Origin of the sequence: Rubrobacter aplysinae, assembly GCF_001029505.1 — a bacterium.
Taxonomy (GTDB): Bacteria; Actinomycetota; Rubrobacteria; order Rubrobacterales; family Rubrobacteraceae; genus Rubrobacter_A; species Rubrobacter_A aplysinae.
Genome location: NZ_LEKH01000003.1, coordinates 250,129 through 276,620 on the forward strand (window position 1 = coordinate 250,129; position 26,492 = coordinate 276,620).

Annotated in this window: 30 protein-coding genes and 1 pseudogene; 12 read left to right on the forward strand and 19 right to left on the reverse strand. The window is 65.8% G+C overall.

All coding sequences use genetic code 11. The features are described 5' to 3' along the window. Positions 1-144 precede the first annotated feature (144 nt). From ABD53_RS05125 to ABD53_RS05140, 4 genes are read left to right on the forward strand one after another with little or no spacing between them, the layout of a single operon-like run. On the forward strand, positions 145-564 hold the full coding sequence (locus tag ABD53_RS05125) for a DUF302 domain-containing protein (RefSeq protein WP_047864651.1): 420 nt from the start codon (positions 145-147) through the stop codon (positions 562-564). Between the two features lie 4 nt (positions 565-568). Further along, positions 569-1,951, forward strand: a complete 1,383-nt coding sequence (locus ABD53_RS05130) for an MBL fold metallo-hydrolase (protein WP_047864652.1) — start codon at positions 569-571, stop codon at positions 1,949-1,951. Positions 1,952-1,977: 26 nt separating this feature from the next. Then, a complete protein-coding gene (locus ABD53_RS05135) occupies positions 1,978-2,256 on the forward strand; it encodes an SHOCT domain-containing protein (RefSeq protein ID WP_200900285.1) in 279 nt (92 codons plus the stop codon). A gap of 16 nt (positions 2,257-2,272) precedes the next feature. Further along, the gene (locus tag ABD53_RS05140) at positions 2,273-3,778 is read left to right on the forward strand and encodes a multicopper oxidase family protein (RefSeq protein WP_152670593.1); all 1,506 of its coding nucleotides are present in this window, start codon (positions 2,273-2,275) and stop codon (positions 3,776-3,778) included. Positions 3,779-3,788: 10 nt separating this feature from the next. On the opposite strand, the gene ABD53_RS05145 is transcribed toward ABD53_RS05140, so the two are convergent. The 12 genes and pseudogenes from ABD53_RS05145 to ABD53_RS05195 all read right to left on the reverse strand — a co-directional run bounded on the left by ABD53_RS05145 (position 3,789) and on the right by ABD53_RS05195 (position 12,547). After that, positions 3,789-4,586 (reverse strand): cytochrome c biogenesis CcdA family protein, encoded by a 798-nt coding sequence (locus tag ABD53_RS05145; protein WP_047864654.1) that lies wholly within the window; start codon positions 4,584-4,586, stop codon positions 3,789-3,791. After that, entirely contained in the window at positions 4,583-5,344 is a 762-nt protein-coding gene (locus ABD53_RS05150) for a cytochrome c biogenesis CcdA family protein (protein ID WP_200900290.1), read from the reverse strand. The genes ABD53_RS05145 and ABD53_RS05150 overlap by 4 nt, the downstream gene beginning before the upstream one ends. A 109-nt stretch (positions 5,345-5,453) precedes the next feature. Then, positions 5,454-6,260 (reverse strand): DsbA family protein, encoded by an 807-nt coding sequence (locus ABD53_RS05155; RefSeq protein ID WP_053057702.1) that lies wholly within the window; start codon positions 6,258-6,260, stop codon positions 5,454-5,456. 58 nt (positions 6,261-6,318) lie between these two features. After that, positions 6,319-7,209 (reverse strand): VanW family protein, encoded by an 891-nt coding sequence (locus ABD53_RS17615; RefSeq protein ID WP_053057703.1) that lies wholly within the window; start codon positions 7,207-7,209, stop codon positions 6,319-6,321. 70 nt (positions 7,210-7,279) lie between these two features. Then, positions 7,280-7,447, reverse strand: a pseudogene (locus ABD53_RS17620) (VanW family protein); the annotation flags it as partial. A 50-nt stretch (positions 7,448-7,497) separates the two neighbouring features. Further along, on the reverse strand, positions 7,498-8,196 hold the full coding sequence (locus ABD53_RS05165) for a class E sortase (RefSeq protein WP_152670594.1): 699 nt from the start codon (positions 8,194-8,196) through the stop codon (positions 7,498-7,500). A 233-nt stretch (positions 8,197-8,429) separates the two neighbouring features. Further along, the gene (locus tag ABD53_RS05170; RefSeq protein ID WP_047864656.1) at positions 8,430-8,771 is read right to left on the reverse strand and encodes a hypothetical protein; all 342 of its coding nucleotides are present in this window, start codon (positions 8,769-8,771) and stop codon (positions 8,430-8,432) included. Between the two features lie 447 nt (positions 8,772-9,218). Then, positions 9,219-10,079, reverse strand: a complete 861-nt coding sequence (locus tag ABD53_RS05175) for an NAD(P)-dependent oxidoreductase (RefSeq protein ID WP_084709324.1) — start codon at positions 10,077-10,079, stop codon at positions 9,219-9,221. Positions 10,080-10,619: 540 nt separating this feature from the next. Continuing rightward, positions 10,620-11,420 (reverse strand): YidC/Oxa1 family membrane protein insertase, encoded by an 801-nt coding sequence (locus ABD53_RS05180; RefSeq protein WP_053057704.1) that lies wholly within the window; start codon positions 11,418-11,420, stop codon positions 10,620-10,622. 3 nt (positions 11,421-11,423) lie between these two features. Continuing rightward, a complete protein-coding gene (locus tag ABD53_RS05185; RefSeq protein WP_047864657.1) occupies positions 11,424-11,729 on the reverse strand; it encodes a hypothetical protein in 306 nt (101 codons plus the stop codon). A 100-nt stretch (positions 11,730-11,829) separates the two neighbouring features. Beyond that, entirely contained in the window at positions 11,830-12,255 is a 426-nt protein-coding gene (locus tag ABD53_RS05190; RefSeq protein WP_152670596.1) for a hypothetical protein, read from the reverse strand. Positions 12,256-12,337: 82 nt separating this feature from the next. Then, positions 12,338-12,547 carry a PCP reductase family protein gene (locus ABD53_RS05195; protein ID WP_047864659.1) on the reverse strand — a complete coding sequence of 70 codons (210 nt, stop codon included), beginning with the start codon at positions 12,545-12,547 and terminating at the stop codon, positions 12,338-12,340. Positions 12,548-12,672: 125 nt separating this feature from the next. On the opposite strand from ABD53_RS05195, the gene ABD53_RS05200 reads away from it, so the two are divergent. Both ABD53_RS05200 and ABD53_RS05205 read left to right on the forward strand, forming a co-directional pair. Continuing rightward, positions 12,673-13,704 carry an ABC transporter ATP-binding protein gene (locus ABD53_RS05200; protein WP_152670597.1) on the forward strand — a complete coding sequence of 344 codons (1,032 nt, stop codon included), beginning with the start codon at positions 12,673-12,675 and terminating at the stop codon, positions 13,702-13,704. Positions 13,705-13,707: 3 nt separating this feature from the next. Then, positions 13,708-14,430, forward strand: coding sequence for an ABC transporter permease (locus ABD53_RS05205; RefSeq protein ID WP_047864661.1), 723 nt, complete (start codon positions 13,708-13,710; stop codon positions 14,428-14,430). Positions 14,431-14,435: 5 nt separating this feature from the next. Here ABD53_RS05205 and ABD53_RS15735 read toward each other — a convergent pair whose 3' ends face one another. Beyond that, positions 14,436-15,251, reverse strand: coding sequence for a hypothetical protein (locus ABD53_RS15735; protein WP_053057705.1), 816 nt, complete (start codon positions 15,249-15,251; stop codon positions 14,436-14,438). Between the two features lie 100 nt (positions 15,252-15,351). Between ABD53_RS15735 and ABD53_RS05215 the strand changes: the two genes are divergently transcribed. The 5 genes from ABD53_RS05215 to ABD53_RS17200 all read left to right on the forward strand — a co-directional run bounded on the left by ABD53_RS05215 (position 15,352) and on the right by ABD53_RS17200 (position 19,725). Continuing rightward, entirely contained in the window at positions 15,352-17,064 is a 1,713-nt protein-coding gene (locus tag ABD53_RS05215) for a carbon starvation CstA family protein (protein ID WP_047864662.1), read from the forward strand. A gap of 49 nt (positions 17,065-17,113) precedes the next feature. Next, positions 17,114-17,572 (forward strand): hypothetical protein, encoded by a 459-nt coding sequence (locus ABD53_RS05220; protein ID WP_152670598.1) that lies wholly within the window; start codon positions 17,114-17,116, stop codon positions 17,570-17,572. Between the two features lie 17 nt (positions 17,573-17,589). Continuing rightward, positions 17,590-17,883, forward strand: a complete 294-nt coding sequence (locus ABD53_RS05225) for a cory-CC-star protein (RefSeq protein WP_200900286.1) — start codon at positions 17,590-17,592, stop codon at positions 17,881-17,883. Between the two features lie 41 nt (positions 17,884-17,924). Further along, on the forward strand, positions 17,925-18,881 hold the full coding sequence (locus ABD53_RS05230; RefSeq protein ID WP_047864664.1) for an ArsA family ATPase: 957 nt from the start codon (positions 17,925-17,927) through the stop codon (positions 18,879-18,881). 553 nt (positions 18,882-19,434) lie between these two features. Next, a complete protein-coding gene (locus ABD53_RS17200; protein WP_047864665.1) occupies positions 19,435-19,725 on the forward strand; it encodes an antibiotic biosynthesis monooxygenase family protein in 291 nt (96 codons plus the stop codon). Positions 19,726-19,797: 72 nt separating this feature from the next. Here ABD53_RS17200 and ABD53_RS16820 read toward each other — a convergent pair whose 3' ends face one another. From ABD53_RS16820 to ABD53_RS05255, 5 genes are all read right to left on the reverse strand, one after another. Further along, positions 19,798-20,019 (reverse strand): hypothetical protein, encoded by a 222-nt coding sequence (locus ABD53_RS16820; protein WP_152670599.1) that lies wholly within the window; start codon positions 20,017-20,019, stop codon positions 19,798-19,800. Positions 20,020-20,211: 192 nt separating this feature from the next. Then, entirely contained in the window at positions 20,212-21,033 is an 822-nt protein-coding gene (locus tag ABD53_RS05240; RefSeq protein ID WP_047864666.1) for an ABC transporter ATP-binding protein, read from the reverse strand. A 125-nt stretch (positions 21,034-21,158) separates the two neighbouring features. Further along, positions 21,159-22,286, reverse strand: coding sequence for an iron-siderophore ABC transporter substrate-binding protein (locus ABD53_RS05245; RefSeq protein WP_084709327.1), 1,128 nt, complete (start codon positions 22,284-22,286; stop codon positions 21,159-21,161). 14 nt (positions 22,287-22,300) lie between these two features. Beyond that, positions 22,301-23,326: a FecCD family ABC transporter permease gene (locus ABD53_RS05250; protein WP_407690105.1), complete on the reverse strand. Its 1,026-nt coding sequence runs from the start codon at positions 23,324-23,326 to the stop codon at positions 22,301-22,303. Between the two features lie 41 nt (positions 23,327-23,367). Next, positions 23,368-24,366, reverse strand: a complete 999-nt coding sequence (locus tag ABD53_RS05255; protein WP_047864667.1) for a FecCD family ABC transporter permease — start codon at positions 24,364-24,366, stop codon at positions 23,368-23,370. A gap of 243 nt (positions 24,367-24,609) precedes the next feature. On the opposite strand from ABD53_RS05255, the gene ABD53_RS05260 reads away from it, so the two are divergent. After that, a complete protein-coding gene (locus tag ABD53_RS05260; protein ID WP_047864668.1) occupies positions 24,610-25,587 on the forward strand; it encodes an ABC transporter substrate-binding protein in 978 nt (325 codons plus the stop codon). 101 nt (positions 25,588-25,688) lie between these two features. Here the strand turns inward: ABD53_RS05260 and ABD53_RS05265 are convergent, their stop codons facing one another. After that, positions 25,689-26,405 (reverse strand): DsbA family oxidoreductase, encoded by a 717-nt coding sequence (locus ABD53_RS05265; RefSeq protein ID WP_084709328.1) that lies wholly within the window; start codon positions 26,403-26,405, stop codon positions 25,689-25,691. Between the last annotated feature and the right edge of the window lie 87 nt (positions 26,406-26,492).

Below are 26,492 nucleotides of genomic sequence, written 5' to 3' on the forward strand. Positions count from 1 at the left end.
TCTGGGAGAAACAGGCCGGGTCGAGGCTCGATGGACACCTGGCTATCGATCATCGGCCTCCACCATATTTGTCAAATACCCCCTATGGGTATATTATGACACTGCAATATAGTAGTAAATCGTTCGTCCATCAGGAGGTAGGAGATGACTGTCGAGAAGACGAGCTACACCGTATCCACCGAGACCTCGCTCTCGTTCGAGGACGCAGTGGAGGAGGCCCGAGGGCTCTTGCAGGAGGCGGGCTACGGCGTGCTATCCGAGATAGACGTCGCGGCCAAGCTAGGGGAGAAGCTCGGCGTGGAGCGCGAGCCGTACAGGATCCTGGGCGCCTGCAACCCGGCGCTGGCGCAGCAGGGGCTGGACGCCGAGCCCGAGCTCGGGGCGCTGCTGCCGTGCAACGTGGTCGTGTACGAGCTTGGGGGCCGCGTGCACGTCTCCGCCGTCGAGCCGCAGGCCATGCTCTCGGTGGTGGGCAACGAGGATCTCGACCCCATCGCCGGGCAGGTCAGGGAGGACCTCTCCCGGGTGGTCGAGCGGGTAGGCGAGACGGGCGAGAGGAGGTAGACCAGTGTTCTTCCGGGAAGTTCTCAACGAGGACCTCGGCTGCGCCTCGTATCTCGTCGCCGACGGAGGCCGGGCCGCCGTGGTGGACCCGAAGTGGGAGATACGGGATTATCTGGAGATAGCCGCGGAGAACGGCTTCACGATCTCCGACATAATAGAGACCCACAACCACGCCGACCACGTCTCCGGCAGGGGACGTCTGGCCGAGGCGACGGGGGCCACGATCCACATCTCCAAGGACGCCGGCGTGGAGTACGATCACGAGCCCCTCTCTGACGAGGATGAGGTGGAGGTGGGCGCCGCGCGTATCGCGGTGGTCGCTACCCCCGGTCACCGCCCCGAGCACGTCTCGCTGTTGGTACGCGACACCTCCCGCTCCGAGGAGCCGTGGCTGCTTCTGACGGGAGACTCGCTGTTCGTCGGAGATCTGGCCCGCCCCGACCTCGCCGTGGAGGCCGAGGAGGGTGCGCACGGTCTCTTCCACTCGCTGCGCAGGATCGAGGATCTGGAAGACTTCGTGGAAGTGCGGCCGGCCCACATCGGCGGCTCCCTGTGCGGCGGGCCGGGGATGAGCCAGAAGCCCGACTCCACCATCGGCTTCGAGCGGCGCTTCAACCCGTACCTGCGCATCGAAAGCGAGAGCGACTTCGTTGACACCTTGACCGCCGAGCAGGCGCCCCAGCCGCCGAACCTGGAGCGCATCGTCGAGCTGAACCGCGGCCCGCTGCTTACGGAGGCCGCCCAGGTTGATCCCCTGCTCCCCCGGCGCGTCGAGGAGCTAAGCCGGGACACCCGGAGCGGCGCCGTCGTGATAGACGGGCGTGACCAGCGCGAGTTCGACGCGGCGCACGTGCCGGGTGCGATCAACGTGACCATGAACCAGTCCGGCGTCGGCACCCGCGCGGCCTGGGTGATCGACCCGGGCGCCGAGGTTATAACCGTCGCCGACGGCGACGAGGAGGCCCTGAAGATGGCCCGTATGCTGGAGGCCGTCGGCTTCCGCAGCGTTAGAGGGTATCTGGCGGGCGGCATCATCACCTGGCGCGCCAGCGGGCTCGAAACCTGGTCCACCCCCGCCCTGAACGTCGCCGAGCTCGCCGAGCACCTGAAGAATGGCGAGGTGACGTTGCTGGACGTGCGCAGCGAGGCCGAGTGGAAGAGCGGGCATGTGGAGGGCTCGATCAACGTCCCCTACCAGAGCCTCAGAGACGAGGTCCCGCAGGAAATAAAGAACGCAGATAAGCCGCTCGCCGTCGCCTGCTCCGGCGGCATCCGCAGCGCCACGGCAGCCTCCCTGCTCAAGCGCGCCGGGATAGAGGGCATGGAGCACGTGGCCGACGGCGGCGTCAACGGCCTGCCGGAGGCCGGTGTTGAGCTGAAACGGTAGAAAGAAACTGGCAAGGAGGTATCGAGATGGGCGGAATGAACGCAATGAACGGCGCGATGGGCGTGTTCGGAGGGTTCGGGATACTGATCTGGATAGTTATCATCGCCTTAATAGTGTGGGCCGTGGTCCGTCTGACCCGGGGCCGTACAGATAACGAGGACGGAGACTCGCGGGAACGTAGAGACCCGGCGGAGGATACCCTGCGCCAGCGTTACGCCCGCGGGGAGATCGACACCGAAGAGTACGAAAGCGCTCTTACAACCCTGCGGGGCGGGCGTAGAGAACGCAATGGCTCCTCCTATTAACCGGCGAAGTATACCTATGAAAAGGCTAAATCGTCAGGAGTTTCTCAAGCTATCCGGCATGAGCGCCGGTGCCCTGGCTCTCGGCGGCTGCGGCGCTCTCTCGTCCGGGGATGGCAGGCCCCGACCCGGCGTGCCGGCGGCTACCCCGACGGGACGGCTCCGGGAGTACACGTTGGAGGCCGCGCCGATGGAGGTCTCCCTGGGCGGGAGGACGGCGCGCACCTGGGGCTACGAGGGCGGCCTGCCGGGGCCGGAGTTAAGGGTTACCGAGGGCGATACGCTACGTGTGCGACTAAAGAACCGCCTCCCGGAAGCAACCACCATACACTGGCACGGCCTGGAGCTGGTCAACGACATAGACGGAGTGCCGGACGTCACCCAGGCGCCGGTGGCGGGCGGGGAGGATTTCACCTACGAGTTCGAGGTCCCGCACGCCGGAAGCTACATGTACCACTCCCACGTCGGGCTCCAGCTCGACCGCGGTCTGTACGGTCCCTTGATCGTCGAACCTAAAAAAGAGGACCTCTCCTACGACCGCGAGTACACCCTGGCGCTGGACGACTGGCTCGACGGCGTAGACGGCGCCCCGGAAGACGCACTCGAAAGGCTGAAGAGCAGCGGCGGAGGCGGCATGGGCGGAGGAATGATGGGCGGCATGGGTAACGGCGGCGGAGGAATGGGCGGAGGTATGGGCGGAGGTATGGGCGCGGCGCGGGTACCGTACCCTATATACCTGATCAACGGCCGCACCGGCGACGACCCCGCCACCCTGAAGGTCCGGCGCAACCAGCGGATACGCCTGCGTCTCTTGAACCCGGCCTCGGACACCGTCTTCCGCGTCGCCGTCGCCGGACACGGACTCACCGTCACCCACGCGGACGGCCTGCCGGTCGAGCACGTGGACGTGGACACCCTGAGAATCGCCCCCGGCGAGCGCTACGACGTGCTCGTCGAGACCGATAACCCGGGCGTCTGGCAGATCGCGGCGGTTCCGGAGAACAAGGATGGCCTGGCCCGCGCCGTGCTGCGCTACGAGGAGAGCGGCGAGTCCTCCCCACCCGCTCGGGACGCCCGCCCGCAAGAGCTAAACGGCAGGCTTCTCTCCTACGAAGATCTGCGGAACGCGGCCGGCGAGTCATTTCCCGAAGATGGCCCGTTCGGCGGTCCGGAGCGCACGCACGAGCTAACTCTCTCCGGCGGCATGGGAGAGTACGTGTGGACCATAGACGGCCAGGCCTATCCGGACGCAGAGCCTTTGCCGATCCGCCGCGGAGAGCGGGTGCGCTTCAAGCTCAACAACAGGAGCATGATGGCCCACCCCATGCACCTGCACGGCCACTTCTTCCAGCTCCAGAACGGCACCGGCAACGGCCCCTTCAAGGACACCGTGCTCGTCGATTCCCACATGGGAGGCGTGACCTTCGACTTCGTCGCCGACAACCCCGGAGACTGGTTCTTCCACTGCCACCTCGCCTACCACCTGGAGACCGGGATGGCCCGCGTGGTCTCCTACGAGGGATAGAGTCAGGGCATTAGAGCCAGATCAGGGCTCTCCAGGTGAAGTAGGCCGCGCTCAGCAAGAGCCCCAGCCCAAGGATCACCTCTACGACTCTACCAAGGCCCAAGCTCCGGGTTCTGCTCACGAGCGAGGCGCCGAAGGTCCCGGCGGCGACGAGCACCACGCCCTGACCCAGCCCGAGCATCAGCATGGCGGCGGCTCCAGTCAGGGGACTGCCGCTGGCGGCCACCGCCGCGAGCAGGGCCGGTAGTATAAGTGCGCAGCTCGGGCACCCGGCGAGCCCCGAAGGTATGCCTATCAGATAAGCACCCAGCATACCGCGACGCAGCATACCCTCCGGATGCTCGGAGAAGTAACTCGGGGCCAGCGGCCCGCGCAAGAGCAGGCTCAGGCGATGTACCGGCACGGCGAAGCGTACTATTCCTAGGGTACGCAGGCCCATGATCCACAGCACCGGCGCGAGCAGCGCGTACCACAGCCAGATGGAGCCATTGAGCGCGGTGAGCAGCGCCAGACCAGCCACTCCGAAGAGGACGCCGAGCGTCACGTACACGGTGCAGATCCCGAGCACGAAAGCCCCGCTCAGGACGGCGGCCCGGGATTTGGAGAGCTTCGCCTCACCGGAGACGTAGCCCACGATCACCGGGACGAGCGGGTAGCTCAACGGGGTCAGCCCGAGGGCAACGCCCGCCGGTAGCACGAGCAACGCGGCCGCCAGCGACCCGCCTTCCAGAAGGTTCAGGCCCCACCCCAGGTAGGGCTCAAGCCACAGCAGGAGGCTCGCTATGAGGTCCAGTAGGTCAGTCGTCACTCGTCCTGCTCTTTCGGCCTAGCCGCGCCGGTGGAAGCTGTACGGCTATTCTTCTCTGGAGAGTCACCCCGGCCGCGCAGGATAAGCGCGATTATGACGGCCGCCACGAGCACGGTAAGACCCCAGGAGATCCAGGCCGGCACCCCGGAGAGCGCCTTTTCCGCGGTGTAGGCAAGTTCCTCCGTACCGAGCGCCGTGTACATCCCGGAGAGCGCCGAGGTCCCCTCGTACGCTATGAACACCACCCCCAGCACCACGAACATCAGACCTGAGAACAGGTTCGTGCTGTGTACCTTGAGAGGCCCCAGAGAAACCTCCCGGCCCCGCAACCAACCACGGTTCCCGAGGTCGAGGCGCTCCCACAACGCGGCCAGGGCCAGCAGGGGAGCGGCCATGCCCAGGGCGTAGACGGCCAGTAGCCCCGCCCCGGCGAGTGCGCCGCCCGAGGAGGCGGCCACGGTCAGGACCGCGCCCAGTATCGGGCCGGAGCAGAAGCCGGCGAAGCCGTAGACGGCGCCTAGAGCGTAGGTGGAGGCGGCTCCGCGGCCTTTGATCTTCGCCTGCAGCCTTGCCACCGGGCCGAAGCCGAAGCCCCCGCCCAGGATCTGGAACACGCCCAGAGCAACGATCAGCAGCCCCGCGGCGAGGATCAGGGTCTGGCGCTGACCGTAGAAAAGAAAGCTAATGGCCGAGATCCCGGCCCCAAGCGGCACCAGCGTGGTCGCCAGCCCCGCGTAGAAGACGAAGGTTCGACGAATGAGCTGTCCGCCCTAGAAAGCGTAGGCGAAGAAGGCCGGCAACAGCAGGGCGCTGCACGGTGAGAGTAGCGTCAATACCCCGCCCAGGAAAACGACGAGCAGAGAGGCCTCAGTCACCGGAGATCCCGGCCTCTGCGGCCTGCGCGGCGGCCTCTTCTATGACCCGCTCGAACTCCTCCTTGGGCTGTGCCCCCACTATGGTCTGGCCGTTTATGATGAACGTCGGGGTGCCCGTTATGCCCATCCCTTGCCCCTTCTCGAAGTCCCGGGAGACGGCCGCTTCATGCTCGCTGGAGGTCAGGCTCTCCTCTACCTTGCCGGGGTCTATGCCCACCTCTTCGGCGAGGCTTTTGAGGTTGTCGTCGGAGAACGCGCCGCTGTTCACAGAGTCCTGGTTCTCGTAGAGCGCCTCGTGATACTCCCAGAAACTGCCCTGCTCCTGGGCCTCGCGGGCGGCGAGGGCGGCATTTACCGACTCCTGGCCGAGATAGGGGAAGTCGCGCCACTGTATATTGAGTGTTCCATTCTTCACGTACTCTTCGACGAGATCGGGCTCCACCTCGCGGGCGAACTGGCCGCAGTACGGACACTGGAAGTCCGAGTACTCGACCATCGTGACCGGCGCATCCTCGTCGCCGAGGGTCGGCGGTCCGAGCGTATCACCGCGACTCGTATCAGAGCCAGCCGCGCCCGCGCTCACTGCATCCGAGCCCGCGTTTCCGGAGCTCATGTTTTCGGAGCCGGCCGGATTCGCGCTCCCGAGGGCGAAGTACGCGACGCCCGTGGCGAGGATCACCGCCAGCGCGAGTCCGCCCAGCATCATCCATCCTTTGCCTGCTTTGCTACCTGAGCGCAGCTCCTCGTTGCCTCTACCAGGCTGCCCGTTTACGCCCTCGTTGATCCCATCGCCAGCCATGCTCTCCTCCGATTCGCTCTCCGATCCTGCTCTCGAATGCTCGGTAAGGCGTTAACGGCTACCAGCCGCCGGCTCTCACCTCGTTGTAGCTGCCGCCTTCCGTGGGCGGCGGGAAGCTGTACAGATCTTCGTGCAGGAGGCCGCTGCGCAGCACCTCGCCGTCTTCCTTTACCGTCTTGTAGGTGCTCCACTTGATGCCGCGGTCCAGGTCCCGGAAGTCCTGCTCGGAACGCATCTTTACCTTCTTACCGGTTGGCTGGCCCCAGATCTCGGCCACCAGGAAGCCGTCGTCCGTCACGTACTCCCGGAGCTCGACCTCAGAGTCCGTGTTGTTCTTGAGCTTCATGTCCAGCTCTTCGGTGCCGCCATAGCCGAACCACACGGTGGCGTCGAAGCCGGGCCTTATGTACGGCAGCGTCGTGTAGTGCGGGTTGCGCTCGACTATCTCTAGCCCCGCGTACTGGGCGGCCATGTAGATCGTGGAGGTGGATTGGCACAGGCCACCTCCGTCCGCTACGGTCTCCCCGCCTTCGGCGAAGACCTTGGCGCTCTTGTAGTCCAGGGGCTCGACGTGATCGTTCATGGAGAACACCTGGCCCGGCTCTAGCACCGTCCCGTCCACCGCCTGCGCGGACAGCCTGAGGTTGTACTTGCGGGCAGGATTATCGCTGTAGCGGTAGTCCGTGCGGTACTCGCCGATCTTCTGCCGCTCTTTTTCGGAGGCCTGCTCCCCGGAGTTCTCCCGCGAAGCCCCGGCTCTATCTTCAGGTGCCGTGTTCTCTGCAACCGCCCCGGTCCCGCCAGGCTTCTCACTCGCCCGGGCGACGAAGCCGAGCCCGCCGAGACCGGCCACGCCCAGCGCGGCCCCGCCCCAGGCCGCTTTCCTCAGGAACCGCCGCCGGGAGACCGCCGTGCCGTACGGGTTGGTTTGTCTGTCTGTGCTGCTCATAACCTATCCTCCTGCTGTGTATATGCTGCTCCAGCTCTTGCATGCCTTGCATGCCGCTCGCACCGAACCACACCGTCGCGCCCAAACCAGGCCGGATGCAGGGGTGCTCGGCGGAGTGCGGCGCACGCTCGGCTATCTGTACTATCTGTAGCCCGGCGTCGTCCGCCGCGTTGTACGGCGTCGAGGACTTCTGGCACAGTCCACCTCCCGCCTCGGTAGCAACGCGAGAGGACGACACCGAAGCCGGCGACCAGCGAGGACGCTAGAGAACGTCTGCCTGGACACTGGTCACACCCTCTCCGCGCGGATTATGAGGCGTCCGGTGTCCGGCCCCGCCGCCATCAGCTTCGGCGTTATGTCCCACCAGGTCGAGCGCGCCACGGAGTCCGTGCAGGTCTGTAGCGTGACCAGATCCTTGCCGGTCACGGGCTCTGTAACCCAGGACTCCGAAGGGCCGACGGCGAACTTTTCCGTGACGCGATACTCGTAGAGGCTCCAGTTCGCATCCCTGAGGTAGACCGGGTTCCCGGTCCTCATCGCCGGCAGGTTGTAGAACTGATAGTAGCTCTCCCGTCCCGGATAGCCGATGCGGTGCCCCGTGATGTAGGGGTTCGCCCCGCCTTGCCAGGGATGGGCCGTGCTCGGCAGCTTCATCGCCCCGAGAGCCATTAGCTGCTCGGAGTCGCCCTCCCTTACCGTGTGGCCCCGGATACCGAGCCTCGGTATGTACATCCACATAGTCGGATCCCTGGGCGGCTCCGGTTCCTCCTGCTTCTCCTCGGCCTCGCCTTGATCCTCATCGGCTGAATTCTCTTCCTTATCCGCCTCCTCCTGACTCTCGCCGGAACCTTCTTCATCCGGCCCGGCTTCAGGCTTATCTTCTTGCCGGCCGGATTTGGCGGTACGCTCGGTAACAGGTGATCCTGGAGCGCCGGGATTTCCCGTGCTCTGGCCCAGGAGCTCCACGGGTCTTCTGAAGCCAATCAAGGCTCCGGCGCCGAGTAGCCCGGCTAGAACGGCTCCGCGCGAGTAACGCAACCGGGTGTCTGCCGGGGGCTTCTCGGATGATCTGGACTGCTCACTAGACGCGTTTTTAGACTTTTTAAGCAAGTTCGTATACCTCCCGAAACAGAGAAAGTCCGCTCGCCTGACCTTCGAGAAGGGCACGATCCAGCGTGCTCCTTCCCAGGCGGCGGGCGGTTTTGAGACCGGGAGGTCTTTTAGACTATTATTATCTGCAGGGCTCTAAGTAAAGAGAAGCCATGCGGCGGCGGTCTGTAGCGGCGCTTGAGCCTGACCGGCACCCGGTGGCCGATCCCGAAACGGTATACGGGGAGCTTACGCCAGATCTTGTACAGAGCGCCACTCGCCGTGGCGGCGACCGCTGTGAAGATAACGGCGCACAACTTTACCGCCAGCTCCATGACGGAGCCCGCCGACCCTGATCCCGATCCGAGCTCTGCGTCGGCCTTGTTGAGCGCGCCGACCACTATGGCGAACGCGGCCCAGAGAACTATAAACAAGATGAGCACCTTGTATATATGTCCACGCGCAAACTGCATGATCCCTCGATGATATACGTTCGGGCGGCCGCAAACAAATCTAAACAAATCTAGAGTCCGGGCCAGGATCAAACGACCCGGACTGCGTCGCCGCTAACGCCGCTAAGGTCGCTTGGCGTGTGTTCAGGCCTCACATCTCTGCGATTATCTCTGCAATAAGTGTTTGCTAGTGCTCCTGGGACCCCGCCCTGGCAATATCCGCCAACACGTTTGCACGAGGCGCTCGGGGAACCAAGACCTCAAGCCAATCAGGAAGGCGGACAAGGGCTTCGAGGACCACGCTAACCGGGCGAAAGCGCGCGGGCATTCGCCGCGACACGCTCCTTCCGCCGCGAGCGTGACGGCGGCGCTCCGCCCGATGCCCTTGCTTCCCCGTTTACCGGCGCGGCCTTATCGTCGAGTGCGAGCCGCGACGTATCTACCGGGTGTAGATACCGGCGAGATGGGCTAAGACCGGGCTATGCCTTCGATCACGGCGGCCATATCCTCGCCGCCGTGGCCGTCCTCTATGGCGCCGTCGAAGTAGCGGGCGACGGCCTCCGCGATGGCGGGTTCGAGGCCGCCGGAGCGGGCCGCGTCCATTACGAGGCCGACATCCTTGCGGGCGAGGTCGGAGGTGAAGCTCGGCGGGTACTCGCCCTGGATCATCATTCCGCCCTTCGACTGGGCGTAGGGCGCGTCGAGGGGGCCGCCCTGGATGGTCTCCAGAAAGCTCCGCGGGTCCACGCCGGTCGCGCGAGCCAGTGAGATGGTCTCGCCGAGCAGGCCGAGGAGGCCCGTGATCCAGTTGTTCACCACGAGCTTGAGGCGGCTCCCGGCTCCGGCCTCCCCGAGCCACAGGTGCTTCGCGCCGACGGCGTTAAATACGGGGGCGCACCGCTCCTCGGCATCTCCGGGACCGGAGGCGAGCACGACGAGCTGACCCTGCTCGGCGGGCTCTCTGGTGCCGAGTACGGGCGCGTCCACGAATCTCACCCCCCGGTCGGCGGCCAGGCGCGCCAGACGCTCGTTCCCCTCTACCCCGACGGTGCTGGTCTGGATCCAGACCGCCCCCTCGGCCAGCGAGTCTATGGCTCCCCCAGAGGCCGCCTCTGCGACCGCGTCGGCGTCGGCGAGCATTGTCAACAGGAAGTCCGCCCCGGAGGCCGCCTCGCCGGGGCTATCCGCCACGGCCGCGCCTTCTCCGGCGAGCGGCAGGGCTTTCTCCGTGGTGCGGTTCCAGACACGCACCCCGAAGCCCGCCGAGAGCAGGTTGCGGGCCATCGGTGCGCCCATGATGCCGGTGCCTAGAACTGCTATCTCCGTCACTCTAATCCTCCTGGTCTCGTCTCCGGCCGTAACGCAACGTCACACAACGTTACACGTCTCTACCCGACACGGAGACGAGGATAAACGAACCGTAAACGGTGCTCCAGAGCGGTACAGCTTGGCGAGAGCCGGTGGCCGAGGGCCTGAGCGCCGGCGTTCTTCGGCGACGGCACCCGCGTTCCCCGGCGCATCCACGAGCTATCCTGGGGAGCGCTCCGGTCCGGGCGTGGCACGACCCCGCTCACCGGCGGGCCGGAGCTTTTTCGGATGAAGCTTCCGGAGAGGAGTCCGCCGATAGCCGGCTGCGGGAGATGAGGGGACGGCCGCTACGCGTCGCCGGGCGGGGCCGGCCCCCGCTCGCCCCTGTCCTGGTCCGTACCGCCGTACCCGGCATCCCGGCGACAATAACCGGTATCCACGGCGCGGACTTCCGCCGCACGCCGGAGCTGTCCCGGCTGCCGGGCTACCTGCTCACGCTGGCTAACGGGGACACGATCCGCCTCGTCCCCCCTCCTTCCCGCTACCCGAGGCGGCCGGCTTCTAGTGCCGTTTCTTTCTCTTTCTGCGCCTTCTCTTTGCGCTTTTCTCAGCCTGGCTCTTTGCGGGGACCGTCTTTGCGGGAGCCGTCTTTACAGATGCCACGGGAACAGTCTCCGCCACCGCCGCCGTGGCGAGCGACTCGGGGGTGGCTATGGCGGCGCGGGGCATGAGCCGGTTGGCGCCGAGGTTCTGCGCCAGGGTCACCGCGTTGGATGTAACCCAGTACACGAAGAGCCCGGCCGGGAATCTCGCGATAAACACGGTAAACACGAGCGGCATGAGACGCATCATCCGGCGTTGGCCGGCAGGGACTCCCCTGGAGGAGAGCTCGAAGGAGGCCAGCATCAGGCAGGCCGAGAGCGCGGGCAGCAGGAAGTAAGGGTCCGGGCTGGTGAGGTCCGTAAACCACAATAGGCCGCCGTGGGCGAAGCTCGGCAGGTGCTCGTTGTGGTCCCGGATCACGTGATACATCGTGATGAACACCGGCATCTGCACTAGCAGCGGCAGGAACCCGGCCATCGGGTTGACGCCGTGCTCCCGGTACAGCTCCGCCAGAGCCCGCTGCTGCTCGCCCGAGTCCTTGTGGCGGGACTTTATCTCCTGCATCTCCGGCCTGAGGCTCTGCATCGAGCGCGCGTTCCTTACCTGCTTCACCGTGAGCGGCAAGAGCACCGTGCGCACCACGAGGGTAAGCGCCACGATGCTCAACCACCACGGGGCACCGGATTCGTGGAGCAGCTCCAGCGCCCCGCCGAGCGCGTGGGTCAGCGGGGCGAAGAGCCTCCCCAGTAGATCCAGCACCGGCTAGTCGCGGCGACTGGCGCGCGCAGAACTCGCGGGACGCGCAGGGTCGAGAGCGCCGTCCGAGAAGAACCTCCTCAGCGTCTCCCGCTCCTCCTGGATCAGGCGCGGATCGCGCACGATCTCGTTCAGCTCGTCCCTGTTGCACTTGCGCTGGACGTACTCTTCCTTGAGCACGTCTTCCAGGCACACGCCCTGGTGGACGCGGTGGACGACGTACTCCCGCACCCGGTCTTCCCGGTCTTTGCGGCTGTTACCCCGGAACATGCGCTCCAGGAGTCCCTCGCGATTTTCCGAGTGTTCTTGCATGATTTGGCCTCCGCTCATTGGTCTTCCGAATACCGTAAGTGTGGTAGATACCGCCGCGTCCGCCGCCCGCCTCTCGGAGCCGGACAACGGAAAGGGGGTATTACAGCCGGAAAACCTCTAGCGCGGAGAGTGGTGGTCTCGAAGGTAAGAGCGGTAGTAAGGCGGGGAGCCGCCTCGACTCCAGCAGACGCCGCTCGCCGACCCTCGCGGCCAGCCCGGCGCCCAGCAGCATGCACAGGCTTACCAGGAACAGCCCCAGCGCGAGCGTGGTGAGGTGCTCGGAGTCTACCGGAGCAGCACCCTCCATGTCCGAGGCTTCGGCGAAGGCCGGCAGATGCTGCCCGACGACCGCCTCATGTCCCACCGTATGTCCCGCCGCGACCGGGCCGGAACCGTCGCCTCCCCACTCTCCGGCCTGCTGCAGCGAGGCCCCGCCCAGTAACAGCAGCAGTATCGCCACCACGAGAACCAGGAGCATCGTGCTCCGGGCCGGGCGGTTGGAGGTGCTGTAGTATAACCTGTTCACAGGGCTCATGGTATCAATGTATCATCGACCGGGGCAACGTGGTAGAGCCCGGTTGCTTACGTTCACTTACGTTCGCCCGGGCTTACTTGAACCGGTACTGCCGGTACATTCCGGCGCTCTCGTCCACGTCGGCCTCGGTAACGTGGTTCCGGCCCCGGCTCCTCACCCGGTCCTCGATGCGCTTGCGGATGTAGCGCCGCATCAGAAACGGGCTGCGCTTTATGCGGCGGTCGGCCTCCGGGTCCCAGGTGATGCCGCCGTTGTCGCTCTGCGTTTCCCCCTGATCCGCCATATCCGAAGCCTCCCTCCACTATCGCTTTACGGGAGTTATTCTACTACTATCTCCCGGTCCGGCGGCCTGCCGGACCGGGCGGTAAAGCATCTAACAGCCCCACGCGGCGGCTACGCTAGAATCACTTGGGTACTTGGAATGAGCGCGTCACGATCCTGGCCCCGACGGTGTCTGCGGAAGGCGTCTTGCGAGAACCAACGGAACTGCGAGAACCAACGGGGACCGCGCTCGAGACGCGGGGCATAACCCGACTCTACAAGGGGACGGGCCGCGGCGTGTCGGACGTGAGCCTCTCGGTGGCGCCGGGAGAGATCTACGGTCTCATGGGGCCGAACGGCTCGGGTAAGTCGACCCTCCTGCGCCTGCTCTCGACCTCTCTAGCGCCGGACTCCGGCGGCTTTACCGTCTTCGGCGACGACGCCCTCACCGCCAAGCGCAAGGTGCGCTCGCGCATGGGACTCATGGTTGACAAGCCGACCCACTACGGCGACCTATCCGGCTGGGTCAACGCGTACCTCTTCGCCCGACTCTACGGCCTCGAAGAGAAAGAGGCCGAGAGGTCGCTGGCGGAGCTTTTCGACTACTTCGATCTCGCCGAGTACCGTGACGACCGGGCAAAGGCCTACTCATACGGCATGGGCAAGAAGCTCGGCCTCATAGAGGCGATGGCCCACGGCCCGGATTTCCTGCTACTGGACGAGCCCTCGCTCGGGCTCGACTATACCTCCCAGCTAGCCTATCAGCGCAAGGTGCGCGAGCTCGCCGACGGCGGGGCCGCGATACTCGTGGCGAGCAACCAGGTCGAGGAGGTCGAGACGCTGTGCGACAGGGTCGGGTTCCTGCACGGCGGCAGGCTCGCCGCCGAGGGCACGCCCCAGGAGCTCATCTCGGCGGTCGGCGGCGTGAAGCGCATCGTCTCCACTTTGCGAAACCCGGTGGAGTACGGGGCGGTCGCGGAGGTGGAGGGCGTGGAGCGGGTGTTCACGGAGGGCCGGGATCTCGTGGTGCAGTGCGTCGAGCGGCGCGGCATCGTCGCCGCCGTGGTCGGGGCGATAGTCGAGGCGGGCGGGGACATAGTGGACCTGCGCGTCCGCCAGCCCAGCTTGGAGGACGTGTACGTCAAGCTCACCGGAGAGGCGCTACGGCATGAGGGCTAGCTTATGAGGATCAACCCGCCGGACGCGTACTGGAAGAAGGACGTGGTCGCGTTCTTCGGGCGGCGGTTCGCCTTGATCATAAAGATGATCTACCCCATCGCGCTCATAGTCCCGGTCTCCGTTAGCTCCATCCCGCCGGAGTTCGCGGCGGCGGTGGTCGGGATAGTCGCCATAATGGCCGGCACGTTCGGTGCGGGCGAGACGCTCACGACGGACCTCAACGATGGCATCCTGATGCGGGTCGCCCTTACCCCCGTGAGGCCGCAGCGCATCGTGTTCGAGGTGCTCGCGGTGAACGCGGTGCTCGACTTCCTGCAGCTACTGCCGCCACTCCTGATCGTGTTCCTCGTGCAGGGCACCGCCCCCGTGTGGGCGCTGGCGGCGGCGTTCGGGGTGTTCATGACGCTGGTGGCGGCCAACTGCATCGGCATCTTCATCGCCAACTTCACCACGTCTCCGGCGGACGTCTTGCTGTACGCGACGGCGATTCTGTTTCCCCTGATCTACGTCTCCGGCTTCTTCCGCAACCGCAACCCGGAGGGCGTGCTGGCCGTGCTGCGCGACTTCGTCCCGTTCGCCTACATGAACGACGCCCTGCAGGCGGCCTTCGGGCTCGCGACCTCCACCCCGGTCGCCGCCATCTTCATCTTCCCCACGCTAATCTGCGCCGTAATGGCGGCCGCCGTGTGCCTGACCGGGCCCCGGCTGCTATCTCCCAGGATGTAATACGCCTAGTAGCCGGTCTTCAGGCCGCGCTTGCAGCCCCGTTCGAGTGCCCTGAACCACCGCAGGCGAGAGATGATCCCGGGGCGCGGCCCGAGCCCGGCAGAGCCGGCGCGCGTCTCTACCGCGAGCGTCCCGCCGCGCAGCCGACCCGAGAGGTTCAGCGTGGCGGATCGCTCCATCTCCGGGATCTCGAGGTCGTGGAGGCGCAAGGAGGCCGGGGCCCCGTCCGGCGGGCCTCCGACGCCGAGCGGCCTTACGGTTACGCGCTCGTCGCTCGTGTCCGGGGCGGCTGCGGTCTGTACGGCGGGGTGTCCACCTGACCCGTCTTCCCAGGCTAGCAGGCCGTGCGTCGTATCTTCACGGCGCGTCAGAGGGTGCGGGGTCTCGGCGGGCTCAAGGCGCACGATCAGGCGCGGCAGGTACCACCAGTTCTCGCGCTGCAGGAGGAAGGTGCTGATGATCTCCCGCGACGGCGGGTGCTTGCGGAGCTCATACTCCAGCAGTCTCTCGCGGAAGATATCGCCTTCAGGGTCCGGCTCGACCGTCGCCCGCACCGGTACGGCGAGCGGGCTCCAACCGATGCGGGCCAGCCTGGGGTCGTGGAGCGCGAGGGTAAGCTCCGGGTTTCGCCGTATCATCCGGGCCGTCTCCAGCCGGTTGTAGGCGATGGTAAACGCCGGGGAGTCGTCCAGAAGCAGCGGTATGATTCCCTCGATCACCGGCGCGCCGCCGGAGGGGATGGCGACCGCCCCCAGGATCGCCGTCTGTACGGAGGTGGTCAGGGTCTGGGCGTCGTATCTGTCTACCGGCTCGTCGTGCATACGCCTTGTAGTATCTCACGCCGTAATCTATGATCCAGCTAGGGAAACGCAGGGAAGCGGGTCGGCTAGAGGGTCCGGCCCCATGTAGGAGGAGAGGGATATGCCGGCGATAATCGTCGCGGTCGCGGTGCTCGGGATCTTCTACCTGGGATACAGATATTACTCCAAGTACCTGGCCGAGAACGTGTACAGGCTGGACAAGGACTACGTCACCCCGGCACACGAGTTCGAGGACGGGGTCGACTTCGTACCAACGAACAAACACATTCTCTTCGGCCACCACTTCACCTCCGTGGCGGGTGCGGCCCCGATAGTCGGGCCGGCGACGGCGGTTTTCTGGGGCTGGCTGCCGGCGCTGCTGTGGGTCGTGCTCGGGACGGTCTTCGCAGCCGGCGTCCACGATTTCGGCTCCATCGTGGTCTCGACCCGCAACCGGGCGCAGAACATCGGGACGCTCACCGGCAGCGTTATAAAGCCTCGGGCCCGGACGCTGTTCCTGATCATCATCTTTTTCCTGCTCACCCTCGTGAACGCCGTGTTCGGCGTGGTGATGGCCTCGCTGTTCATCTCGACCCCGGCGGCCGTGATCCCGGCGCTCATCGTGATCCCGCTGGCGATAATCTTCGGGCAGGTGGCCTACCGGCTACGGTGGTCGCTGCTACTCCCCTCGATAGCCGCCCTGATAATCCTGTACGCCACCATCCCGCTCGGGCAGGCGTTCCCGGTCACCATAGACCCGCTGGCGAACGCCGTGGGCCTCGCGCCCTCGACGGTGTGGATCGTACTGCTCTTCACCTACACCTGGGTCGCCGCCCGGCTCCCGGTGTGGCTGCTACTCCAGCCCAGGGATTACCTGAACTCGCACCAGCTCTTCGTGGCGCTGGCCGCGATCTTCCTCGGCATGCTCGTCGGCTTCGAGACCATCGTGGCCCCGGCGTTCAACACCGGAATCCCGGCGGACTCCCCGCCGTGGTTCCCCTTGCTCTTCATAACCATCGCCTGCGGCGCGATCAGCGGCTTCCACAGCCTGGTCGCCTCGGGCACCACCTCCAAGCAGCTGGACAACGAGCAGGACGCCCGGTACGTCGGCTACATGGGCTCGCTCGGCGAAGGCTCGCTGGCGCTCGGCGCGATCCTGGCCTGCACCGCCGGGCTCGCCGCGACCCAGGGCGAGTGGAGCCAGAACTACGCCGACTTCGGAGCGGCTTCGGGAGGCGCGGTCGGCTACTTCACGGAGGGTGTGGGCGGTTTTGTCAGCAACCTCGGGATACCGGCGGCCGTCGGCACTACCTTTGCCGCAGTGGTCGTCATCACGTTCGCAGGAACGACGCTGGACACCAGCGTGCGGCTCCAACGCTACGTGATACAGGAGATCGGGGAGATCACGCGCGTCCGCTTTCTGGCCCGCAGCGCCGCGCTCGGGGCGACGCTGGCGGTGCTGTTCTCCGCCGGGCTCGCGCTCTTCCCGGTCGGTGGCGGCGGGGACGCCGGTTTCGCATTCGGCAGGCTGTGGCAACTCTTTGGCACCACCAACCAGCTCACCGCCGGGCTCGCGCTGGCGATAATAGCGGTGTGGCTGTTCCTGCGGGGCCGCAACCCGCTCGCGGCGATAGTGCCGCTCGTGTTCCTGCTGACGATGACGGTGTGGTCCCTGATCATAAACCTCGGCAACTTTCTCGCCGAGCCGGACTATCTGCTGCTGACGCTGGACGTGATCATCCTCGTCCTCGCCCTGTGGCTCATAGTCGAGGCCGCGGCCGCGATGAACCGGGCGCGCACATCCCGCAGGGAAGGCGCGGAGACACGGGAGTAACCGGGCCGTGGTAGAACCTGCTACAAGGGAACCCGGGAGGTAAGAGGAGATGACACAAACGGGACACACGGCAGACATGGAGCACAGGCTCATACTGGTGCGTGAGGCGGACGAGCAGATGTCCGGCTCGGGCTGCTGCGGCAGGCTCGGCGGCGTGGACAACGAGCTCGGCGACGCCGAGACCTACGCCCACACCCGGCGCGAGATGGAGTCGATGGGCGAGGTCTACCGGGCGCTCAAAGACGAGCTACGGGATTTCGACGAGTACGTGAAGTTCGAGGTGGTTGACCCGCGCAACATGGTGTGGCTCGTACCGGCCATCATGCGCGACGGCCGCCGGCACGGCAGGCAGGTCGGCGAGACGCTAGCCCACGCCCGGCGCGGCATCGCGTACAACTCCGTGATCCTGGACGGCAAGGTGCTCTTCCACGGCAACGTCCCCTCGCCCGAAGAGGCGATAGAGGCGGTCCGCCGGGAGCTTGGTATGCCGGAAAAGTCCCCGGCCTAGCGGTCCGGAGTTTCAGGGTGTCGCCCGAGGCCAGCCGGCTGTCGGCCCTTTTGGACTGGCGCGCCATCTACGGCAAGATAGAGGAGCTGCACCGGGAGTTCTTCGTCAGCAAGTGGCGCGCCGGGATGCAGCGCGAGGCCGGACAGCAGCAGGACGCGCTCATGGCGATGCTCTTCCTGGAAGCGCTCGGCGTGCCGAGCCCCACGAGCTACTACACCCTGGAGCTGTACCCAGAGTTCGTCGAGTCCTTCCACCGCTGGCACCTGCGCATGGGGATACAGACCTTCCCCGATGGCGGCTTCTGCTGTTGATCCTGTCGTTGAGCCTCTGTTGAGCCGCTATTGAGTCGCCGTTGAGTGGAGTTAACGACGAGCGCCGTCTGACCTTCTTCGGCGGCAAGGGTGGGGTCGGCAAGACCACGCTCGCCGTCGCCTACGCCACCCTGCTCGCGGAGCGCGGCGAACGGACCCTGCTAATCTCCACCGACCCGGCTCACTCCACGGGCGATCTGCTCAGGGCAGAGCTCTCGGGCGAGCCGACGAGGGCCGAGGATAACCTGTGGGCCGTCGAGGTTGACGCCGCGGCCGACGCCGAGGAGTACGTGGAGAGGATCAAGCAGGACGCCCGGGGCTCGGTGAGCCGGGAGGTGCTCGATACGGTGGACAAGCATCTGGACCTCGCGAAGTCCAGCCCCGGCACCGAGGAGTCGGCGCTCTTTGATCGGTTCGTGGATCTGATCTCGCTCTGCCCGACAGAGTACGACCGCATCGTCTTCGACACCGCCCCGACCGGCCACACCCTGCGCCTGCTCACGCTCCCGGCGCTGCTCTCCGCCTGGGTCGAGGGTGTGGTGCGCCAGCGGGAGAAGGTCGCCGGGATGGAGCGGATGCTACGCAACATGGCCGGGGACGACTCCGGCGGCGAGGACCCGGTGCTCCAGCGACTGCGCGAGCGCCGCGAACGGTTCCACCACGCCCGACACCGGCTGCTGGAGGATACGACCTTCTACCTGGTCCTGATCCCGGAACGCCTCCCCATAGAAGAGACGGCCCGCAGCCTGGGGACACTCACCGAGAACGGCATCGAGGTCGGGGCGCTGTTCGTGAACCGGGTCTTGCCCGAGTCGGCGGACGAGGGAGAGTTCATGCACGCCCGCCTCGCCCAGCAGCAGGAGTACCTCGCGGAGATAGAGTCCCGCTTTACGAAACGGGAAATCGTGCGGGTCGAGCAGGACCCGCGGGATATATCAGGTCGGGGTCAGCTCGAAACCATAGCCCGCTCTCTCAAGGACGGGATGGGCACCGGATAACATCCCACAAGCCCCTCAGAACCCGCAAGACTCGCAAAGCCCGGGAGGTCGGGAAGGTCGGGAAGGTCGGGAAGGTCGGAAAGCTAGCTTCAGCCCGCCCGGTATTATCGCTATGATCCGCTGTGCCACGAATACCAGCACCAAGGGCTCCGCGCCGTAGCCCCCGTACCAACTCCGTGACCCCGAGCACGACGCGCCCGCCACCCCGCCTTCACCGCCCTGACTGACGTTTACGTCCATGTTACGCCATGATCCACACTCCCACTCTCTGATCATTTTCGGGAGGAGTCTAGGCGGGAGTCGTGAACAAAGTATGAACCGGGGATTAACTTTGCCTTGCGTTGCCTTGCGTTGCCTTGCGTTTCTGCGCGGAGTCTGGGGGAGCACGGCATCTCCGGCGTGGCCCCCGGACGTTTTACCGGATACACTGGAGACCCGTACGGTTCGGGAGCATATACTCCGTGTACTGTCGTCCCGCGCCGCATACGAGTCATGGTCGGTCAGGGAGTCGGGCCTTCCCACTACACCCGCGAATGTTAGAGGAGACACAGCTTTGGTAAGAGAGATCGCGATTCTGAACGTACAGTCTGGAAAAGGCGCGGATCTGGAGGAAGCTTACGGCGGCGTCGCCTCGGTGCTGGAGGAGGCCCCGGGCAATCGCGGAGCCACGCTCCACCGCGGAGTGGAAGACCCGGACTCGTACACCCTGATCGTGGAGTGGGACTCCGTCGAGGATCACATAGCCCTGACCGAGCGTCCCGAGTTCGAGCAGTTTGGCGCCGCGATAGGCCCGTACCTAACCGGGCAGCCCGAGGTCCGGCACGTCGAGCCGGTCTCCGGCTAGGGCCCTCTACCAGGCGAGCGGCACGGTATTGCGGGACCCGCTTTAGAGGACCGGAGCCGGTTGCCGTAAGCGTCATCGGGCCGGGAGCAGGCTCGACCTCCGCATCGTAGGCTCCAAGCGGCACCACCGGGCGAGACGCACTCGATACCGAACCCGGCCTTTCTCATCGAAGCGCGGGGAAGGTTCCCCGGGACGGCGCAGCACCAGGACGCGGGCGCGGCCTTCGACGGGGTAGTCGGGGTCGAGCATGATCTCGGTACTGCGGTTAACGGCACCCGCCTCGAAAACCCACACGAGCGTATCCCAAAAGCCTTAGGGATAGTGTACGGACTGGGCTATGTCGTCTTTCCGGGACAGCAGGACCCCTAAGAACCCCTAAGAACCCCTATAGCCAGGTAGGTGTCTTACGGGGTGGCGGAGCCTATCGGATCGTCGCCGTTCTCGCGGGAGACCACGGAGCACAGGAGGCTCTGCGGGCCTTCCATGTCAGCCCGCCTCCGGCGAGAACGCGGCGGGGACACGCGCAGTGTGCAGCCCGTAGGGGATGCACAGAGGTATGCCGTCGCGCGGGTCGTTGACTATGTCGGCCTCGACGCCGAATACCTCCCGGAGCACCTCCGGGGTCATTACCTTGTGGGGCGCGCCGGAAGTGTGCACCTGGCCCCGGCACAGGGCGACCATATTGTGAGAGTAGCGGGAGGCGTTGTTCAGGTCGTGGAGGACCATGAGAATAGTGCGTCCCTCCTCTGCGTTGAGGCGTTCAAGGAGCTTGAGGACCTCTAGCTGGTGGGCCATGTCTAGGAAGGTCGTCGGCTCGTCGAGGAGCAGGGTATCGGTCTCCTGGGCGAGGGCCATAGAGATCCAGGCCCGCTGGCGCTGGCCGCCGGATAGAGTATCGAGGGCCCGATCTGCCAGCTCCAGGACACCCGTGGTCTCCAGCGCCCGCTCTACGGCCCGCTCGTCTTTCTTCGACCACTGCTTCAGGAAACTCTGGTGCGGGTAGCGGCCCTGGGCGGCCAGCTCGCGCACGGTGAGCCCCTCGGGGGCCTGCGGGTCCTGAGGGAGAATACCAAGGCGTTTGGCGACCTCGCGGGTGGGGAGCTTCGATATGGCTTGGCCGTCGAGATATACTGCGCCGCTGGTCGGCTTCATCAGGCGGGCCATAGAGCGCAGGAGGGTGGATTTGCCGCAGCCGTTCGGGCCGACGACGGAAGTGATCCTGCCCGGCGGTACCTCCATCGAGAGCCCGTCTATGACGGCGGTTTCCTCGTAGGCGAGGCTTACGTCCTCGGTCCTGAGCTTGCTCAACTGGGCTTCTCCTCCGGAGTCGCGGCTGTGGGCTCGGGTGCCGTCACGACCTGGTCTATCGTATCTCGGGGGCGTGGGATCCGTGGTGAGGTCATACTCTCCGGGTTGTATCTGACGCCGGCGGTTCATGTGCTCTCCGTGGTCTCCCTGGTCGTTGTGGTACTCGAACCACCCTCTATGGCCGTGGCGAGCCTCGGGACGAGGTTTTCGAGCGCGAACGGGAGGCTCAGCACGCTGCCGAAGGAGAGCGCCCCGTTCAAGACCTCGTCTTCGAGGAAGATGTCGCGGTTCTCCTGGGCGACGTCGAGCTCCTGGTAGAGCGGGTCTTCCCTTACGGGGCCGAAGCCTATCGCGATCTCGACCCAGACCAGGACGTCGGCGGCGTCGAGGAGGTCCAGGCGCTCGCGGCTGAGGTCTATGAAGAAGGAGTCTCCGGCAAGCTCGGCGATCTCTTCCGGAAGCTCGAAGCCGAGAGAGCTCATGAACCGTCCCCTGACGTCCTCGGTGGTGTACGGGGCCGGACTATATGAGTCCCCCTGCTCGTTCACCCCGACCACGAGCCCGTTCGCGCCCTCGAAGTCCGGGTTCTCCGAGCGAGCCTGCTCGAACTGCGACTCGACCTCGGAGACGAGGTCCCCGGCCTGCTGCTCGCTACCGAGCGCGCGGCCTATCACCCGCGTCTGCTCCTGCCACGGCACGCCGAAGTCCGCGTACTCTCCGGACTGCGGGATGGTCGGGGCGATGCCGGAGAGCGTATCGTACTCCTCGGAGGTCATCGCGGCGGAGATCCCGAGGATGAGGTCCGGCTCGAGGGCGGCGATCTGCTCGAAGTTCAGCTCGGTGGCGGGTAGGACCTCCGGCTGGGCGCCGCCGAGCTCGTCCTGGGCCCAGGGCCAGACCGCGTACTCGTAGTCTCCGTACCATTCCTTGATGCCCACCGGCATCACCCCGAGGGCAAGCACCGGGTCCTGGTCCGTGGTCCCGACGGTGACGACCCTTTCGGGCTCTCCGGTTATCTCGGTCGAGCCGTACTGGTGCTCGATGGTCCGGCTGTCGCCGGAGCCCCCACCGGAGCCCCCGGTTCCGCCTCCGGAACCTCCAGAGTCTCCAGAGTTTCCAGAGCCGCATCCGGCCGCGCCGAGCAACAGGAACCCCCCGGCCGCGGCGAGGAAGTGACGCCGGGTCGGGAGCGGGGAGGCAGCCTCCGCTCGGGAGTGATTGTTTGGCGGTTGCGTTCTTCTGGTGTCTGGCATTCTATGCTGCCTCTCTATTTGTTCCGGTTGCGGTACAGCAGGTACAGGAAATACGGAGCACCCAGCACGGCGGTGACTATGCCGGCCGGGATCTCGGTGGGCGCGAAGAGCACCCGCCCGGCGAGGTCCGAGAGCACCACCAGCGCCGCCCCGGTTACGGCGGCGGTCGGGATCAGGGCCCCCGCCGGGGGTCCGACGAGCCCGCGGGCGATGTGGGGCGCGACCAGCCCGACGAAGACCATCGTCCCCGCCGTCGCGACGCCGGCCGCCGCGAGACCGGCGCTCGCCAGTAGCAGGAGCCCGCGCGAAAGCTCCACCCGGCTGCCGAGACCGGTGGCGACCTCGTCTCCGAGGCCGAGCGCGTTCAGGTGCCGCGCGTGGAGCAGGGCGAAAGGCACCAGCACCGCGACCCACGGCAAGAGCGCCCACAGCTCATCCCAGCCCCGGGCGTAGACGCTGCCGGTCAGCCAGACCAGGGCGCGCGAGAGCTCCTGGACGTTGCCGGAGACGATCATCAGCCACGTCAGCGCCTGCGCCATAGCCGAGAGCCCGATGCCGATGAGGATCAGCCGCATCGGTGAGCTGTGTCCTCTCCAGGCGAGCAGATACAGCAGCAACGCGACCATGAGTGCCCCGCAAAAGGCCGCCGGTGGCAGGTAGACGGACGAGACCGAGGGCAGCGCCACGATCAGCGTGACCGCGACCAGCGCGGCCCCGGCGTTTATCCCGATGATGTCGGGCGCGGCGAGCGGGTTGCGGGTAAGGCCCTGTAGGAGCGCGCCAGAGACGGCGAGCGCGGCCCCGACCGTGAGGGCAACTAGCGCCCTCGGGAGTCGCAAGGTCTCTACTATGAAGGCGTTGCTCGGGTCGCCGGTTTGCAGGCCCAGCAGCGTCCGCGCGACATCCAGCAGGGATATCGGGTACTCCCCGACGGCGAGGTGGGCGACCGTGCCAGCGAAGGCGAGCGCGGCTAGCGCAGAGATCACGGCCACGGCCCGCAGGTCCACCTTCAGAGAGACCGGAAACCACGACGTACGCAGCGTCACCTTGCCGGAGGTAACCTTGCCAGATGGCCGGCGCACTACCGCTTCACCTTGAAGCGCGCCAGATAGATGAAAAATGGTGCGCCGACCAGCGCGGTGGTCACGCCGAGCGGGATCTCTTGCGGGCTCAGCACGAGCCGGGAGGCCACATCGGACCATACGAGGAGCCCGGCTCCAACAAGCGCCGAGTACGGGAGTATCCAACGGTAATCCACCCCGGCGAAGAAGCGGACCAGATGCGGCACGACCAGGCCAGCGAAGGCGATCGGGCCGGCCACGGCGACCGCGCTCCCGGCGAGCAGCACGACCGCCACGCCCGCCGCGGCCTTGGTAAGCGCGGTCCTCTGCCCGAGACCGGTCGCCACGTCCTCCCCGAGCCCGAGAGTCGTAATCTGACGCGCCAGGGCCAGTGCCAGTAGCAGCCCGGCGGTCATATACGGCAGCACCTGCAAAAGCAGAGCGAGATCCCGCCCGGCGACCGATCCGGCGAGCCAGAACCGGATCTGCTCCAGCGTCTGCTGGCTGATTATGAGCACGGCGGTCGTGAGTGAGCTCAGGAGCGTCATCATGGCTGCGCCAGCTATCGTGACGCGCATCGGGCTCATCCCGCCCCGGCCGAGCGAGCCGAGCCCGTACACTACGGCGGCCGTAGCCGCCGCCCCGACGAAAGCGAAGACCGCGTACCCGGAGAGCGACGAGACGCCGAAGATAAAGATCCCGCCCACCACCGCGAGCGCCGCGCCGGCATTGATCCCGAGTATGCCCGGCTCGGCGAGCGGGTTCCTCGTTAGACCCTGCATGATCGCCCCGGCAACCGCGAGGCACGCCCCGACGAGCGCCGCTATGATCGCGCGCGGCACGCGTATGGTACGAATGATCAAGTCTTCCTGGGAGCCGCCGTATTCGGTAAAAGCCCGGATCACGTCCGCCGTACCTATCTCCGCCGCCCCAAAACGCACGCTCGCCAGCAGGCTCAGAGCGAGCAGGGCGAGCCCCACGGGCAAACCCGCCAACAAGGCGTAACGCGAACGCGGCATCGGCTAGAGACACCCGCACAAGCTCTGGTACGTCTGATCCGGATCACACCCGACTTGACGGACAAAGAGCCGGCGCCTAATGTCCGGTGTGCCGTAGATATTGACAATGGTTGTCAGTAGCATCATGGAGGCAACGATACACAATTACGAGATACGGGACAATTGATCCAGATCAAGTCACACCTCTTCCCCGCCTCGTCGCCTCCGGCTGGTAAAGGTGATAGGAGTGATCGGAGGGAGCGCATGGTCAGAAGGTATGCATTGTTGTCGTTATGGGCGGCTACTACGCTCGCGCTAAGCGCTTGTGGCGGCTCGGGAGTTTCGGATAGCGGGGAGACATCCGCAACCCGGACCATCGAGCACGCCGCCGGAGAGAGTCAGGTGCCGGAGAGCCCCGAGCGCGTCGTGATCCTGGACACCGCGGAGCTAGACAGCGCGATAACGCTCGGCGTGACCCCGGTAGGCGCGGTCGAGGCTGTGGAGGGCATGGGCTTCCCGGACTACCTCGGAGAGACAGAGGGCATAGATACCGTTGGCACCATCGCGGAGCCGAACCTGGAGAAGATCGCGGCTCTGGAGCCAGATCTCATCCTTTCGAGCAGCCTCCGCCACGAGCAGATCTACCCAGAGCTCTCGGAGATAGCGCCGACGGTCTTCACCGAGTCCACCGGCGCGTCCTGGAGAGAAAACTTCCGCAAACACGCCGAGGCCCTCGGCATGCGGGACGAGGCCAAAGAGAAGGTCGCTGAATACGAGAGCCGCCTGGAGGAGTTCAAAAACACGGTGGAGGAGCCCCGCCCCACAACATCCATAGTGCGCTTCGTGCCCGGCGACACGCGCATCTATCAGAAGGACTCGTTTATCGGGACGCTGCTGGAAGATGCCGGTCTGCCACGTCCGGAGCCACAAGACGAGGACGAGTTCGCACTGCTGAACGTTAGCGAGGAAGCGATCCCGGACATGGACGGGGACGTGATCTTCACCACCGTCTACGGTGAAGAGGAGAAAACCGCGCAGGCCGGGATTACATCTAGCCAGCTCTGGCAAGAACTCGAAGCCGTCCAGAACGACCGTGTGTACCGCGTCTCGGACGATGTCTGGATGCTCGGCATCGGCTATACCGCGGCCGGGGAAGTTCTGGACGACCTGTTCGGACACGTGCCCGAAGATGGCTCCACGGGCGTTAGATCCACAACGATGGAAGCTACAAGCTCGGGCTAGCTCCGCGCCCAACACCTGTAGCTTGAGTCCGGTGGCTTGAGTCCGGTGGCTTGAGTCCGGTGGCTTGAGTCCGGTGGCTCCGCGCGAGCCTATGTAGAGTCTTAGGCTCCTTCTCGCAACACACGCTCCACCGCGTTTTCGAGGCGCTCGTTGCCGGTCTGGGTGCCGACCACGGCCTCTGACTCTTCGAGGGGCCGGTCGGAGCGGCCGACGAGTACCGTGGGCACAGAGAGGACGCCCAGGCTCTTCGAGAGCTCCTCGTCGGCCACCACCTTTTCGGTGTAACGTCCCTCGTCGAGCGCCCGGCGCAGCGCCTCGCGGTCGAGGCCCGCCAAGCCGCCAATCTCCAGCAGGGTCTCCAGATCATCCAGGTTCCGGCCCTCCTGGAAGAAGGCCCGGAACAGGGCGTCGTGCATCGCCGGGAAGCCTCCCTCCGCGCGGGCGTACTCGGCGGCTTCGAGCGCCCGGCGGCTCCGGGGCTGGACTGGAGGCAGATTTAGCGTCATGCCCAGGGCGCTCGCTATGGGGTAGACGGCAGAGTCCCACACGCGATGCAGATACTCGGCGTCGGGGTCCAGGGTTGGTACCGGGTACGGCCTTAGCTCATAGGCGCGGCGGTCTATCTCGACGCTCTCGCCGTAGGCCTCGTCTATGCGAGCGAGATCCGGCTCCTCCAGGTAGCAGAAGGGGCACACGTAGTCGCTGAACACGGTCAGGCGGACCTTTGTCTGCGCCTCCGAGAGACCGCAGGGATTAGAGGCTCCATCGTTGCCGGAGTTGCCGGGGGCACCAGCCCCACCTGGCTCGTTCGATCGCACGGCCGTGAACTCCTCTCTTTATCTCTCTATGACGGGCTTCCGGGACCACCAACCGTGACGGCCCCGGAGTGTTGTAGCCCGGTAGTA

Bases quoted from the DNA above. Each gene is read 5' to 3' on its own strand.
- ABD53_RS05125 (WP_047864651.1), top strand. From the start codon at position 145: ATGACTGTCGAGAAGACGAGCTACACCGTATCCACCGAGACCTCGCTC.
- ABD53_RS05135 (WP_200900285.1), top strand. From the start codon at position 1,978: ATGGGCGGAATGAACGCAATGAACGGCGCGATGGGCGTGTTCGGAGGG.
- ABD53_RS05140 (WP_152670593.1), top strand. From the start codon at position 2,273: ATGAAAAGGCTAAATCGTCAGGAGTTTCTCAAGCTATCCGGCATGAGC.
- ABD53_RS05155 (WP_053057702.1), bottom strand. From the start codon at position 6,260: ATGGCTGGCGATGGGATCAACGAGGGCGTAAACGGGCAGCCTGGTAGA.
- ABD53_RS17615 (WP_053057703.1), bottom strand. From the start codon at position 7,209: ATGAGCAGCACAGACAGACAAACCAACCCGTACGGCACGGCGGTCTCC.
- ABD53_RS05170 (WP_047864656.1), bottom strand. From the start codon at position 8,771: ATGCAGTTTGCGCGTGGACATATATACAAGGTGCTCATCTTGTTTATA.
- ABD53_RS05185 (WP_047864657.1), bottom strand. From the start codon at position 11,729: ATGCAAGAACACTCGGAAAATCGCGAGGGACTCCTGGAGCGCATGTTC.
- ABD53_RS05195 (WP_047864659.1), bottom strand. From the start codon at position 12,547: ATGGCGGATCAGGGGGAAACGCAGAGCGACAACGGCGGCATCACCTGG.
- ABD53_RS05205 (WP_047864661.1), top strand. From the start codon at position 13,708: ATGAGGATCAACCCGCCGGACGCGTACTGGAAGAAGGACGTGGTCGCG.
- ABD53_RS15735 (WP_053057705.1), bottom strand. From the start codon at position 15,251: ATGCACGACGAGCCGGTAGACAGATACGACGCCCAGACCCTGACCACC.
- ABD53_RS05215 (WP_047864662.1), top strand. From the start codon at position 15,352: ATGCCGGCGATAATCGTCGCGGTCGCGGTGCTCGGGATCTTCTACCTG.
- ABD53_RS05220 (WP_152670598.1), top strand. From the start codon at position 17,114: ATGACACAAACGGGACACACGGCAGACATGGAGCACAGGCTCATACTG.
- ABD53_RS05245 (WP_084709327.1), bottom strand. From the start codon at position 22,286: ATGCCAGACACCAGAAGAACGCAACCGCCAAACAATCACTCCCGAGCG.
- ABD53_RS05255 (WP_047864667.1), bottom strand. From the start codon at position 24,366: ATGCCGCGTTCGCGTTACGCCTTGTTGGCGGGTTTGCCCGTGGGGCTC.
- ABD53_RS05260 (WP_047864668.1), top strand. From the start codon at position 24,610: ATGGTCAGAAGGTATGCATTGTTGTCGTTATGGGCGGCTACTACGCTC.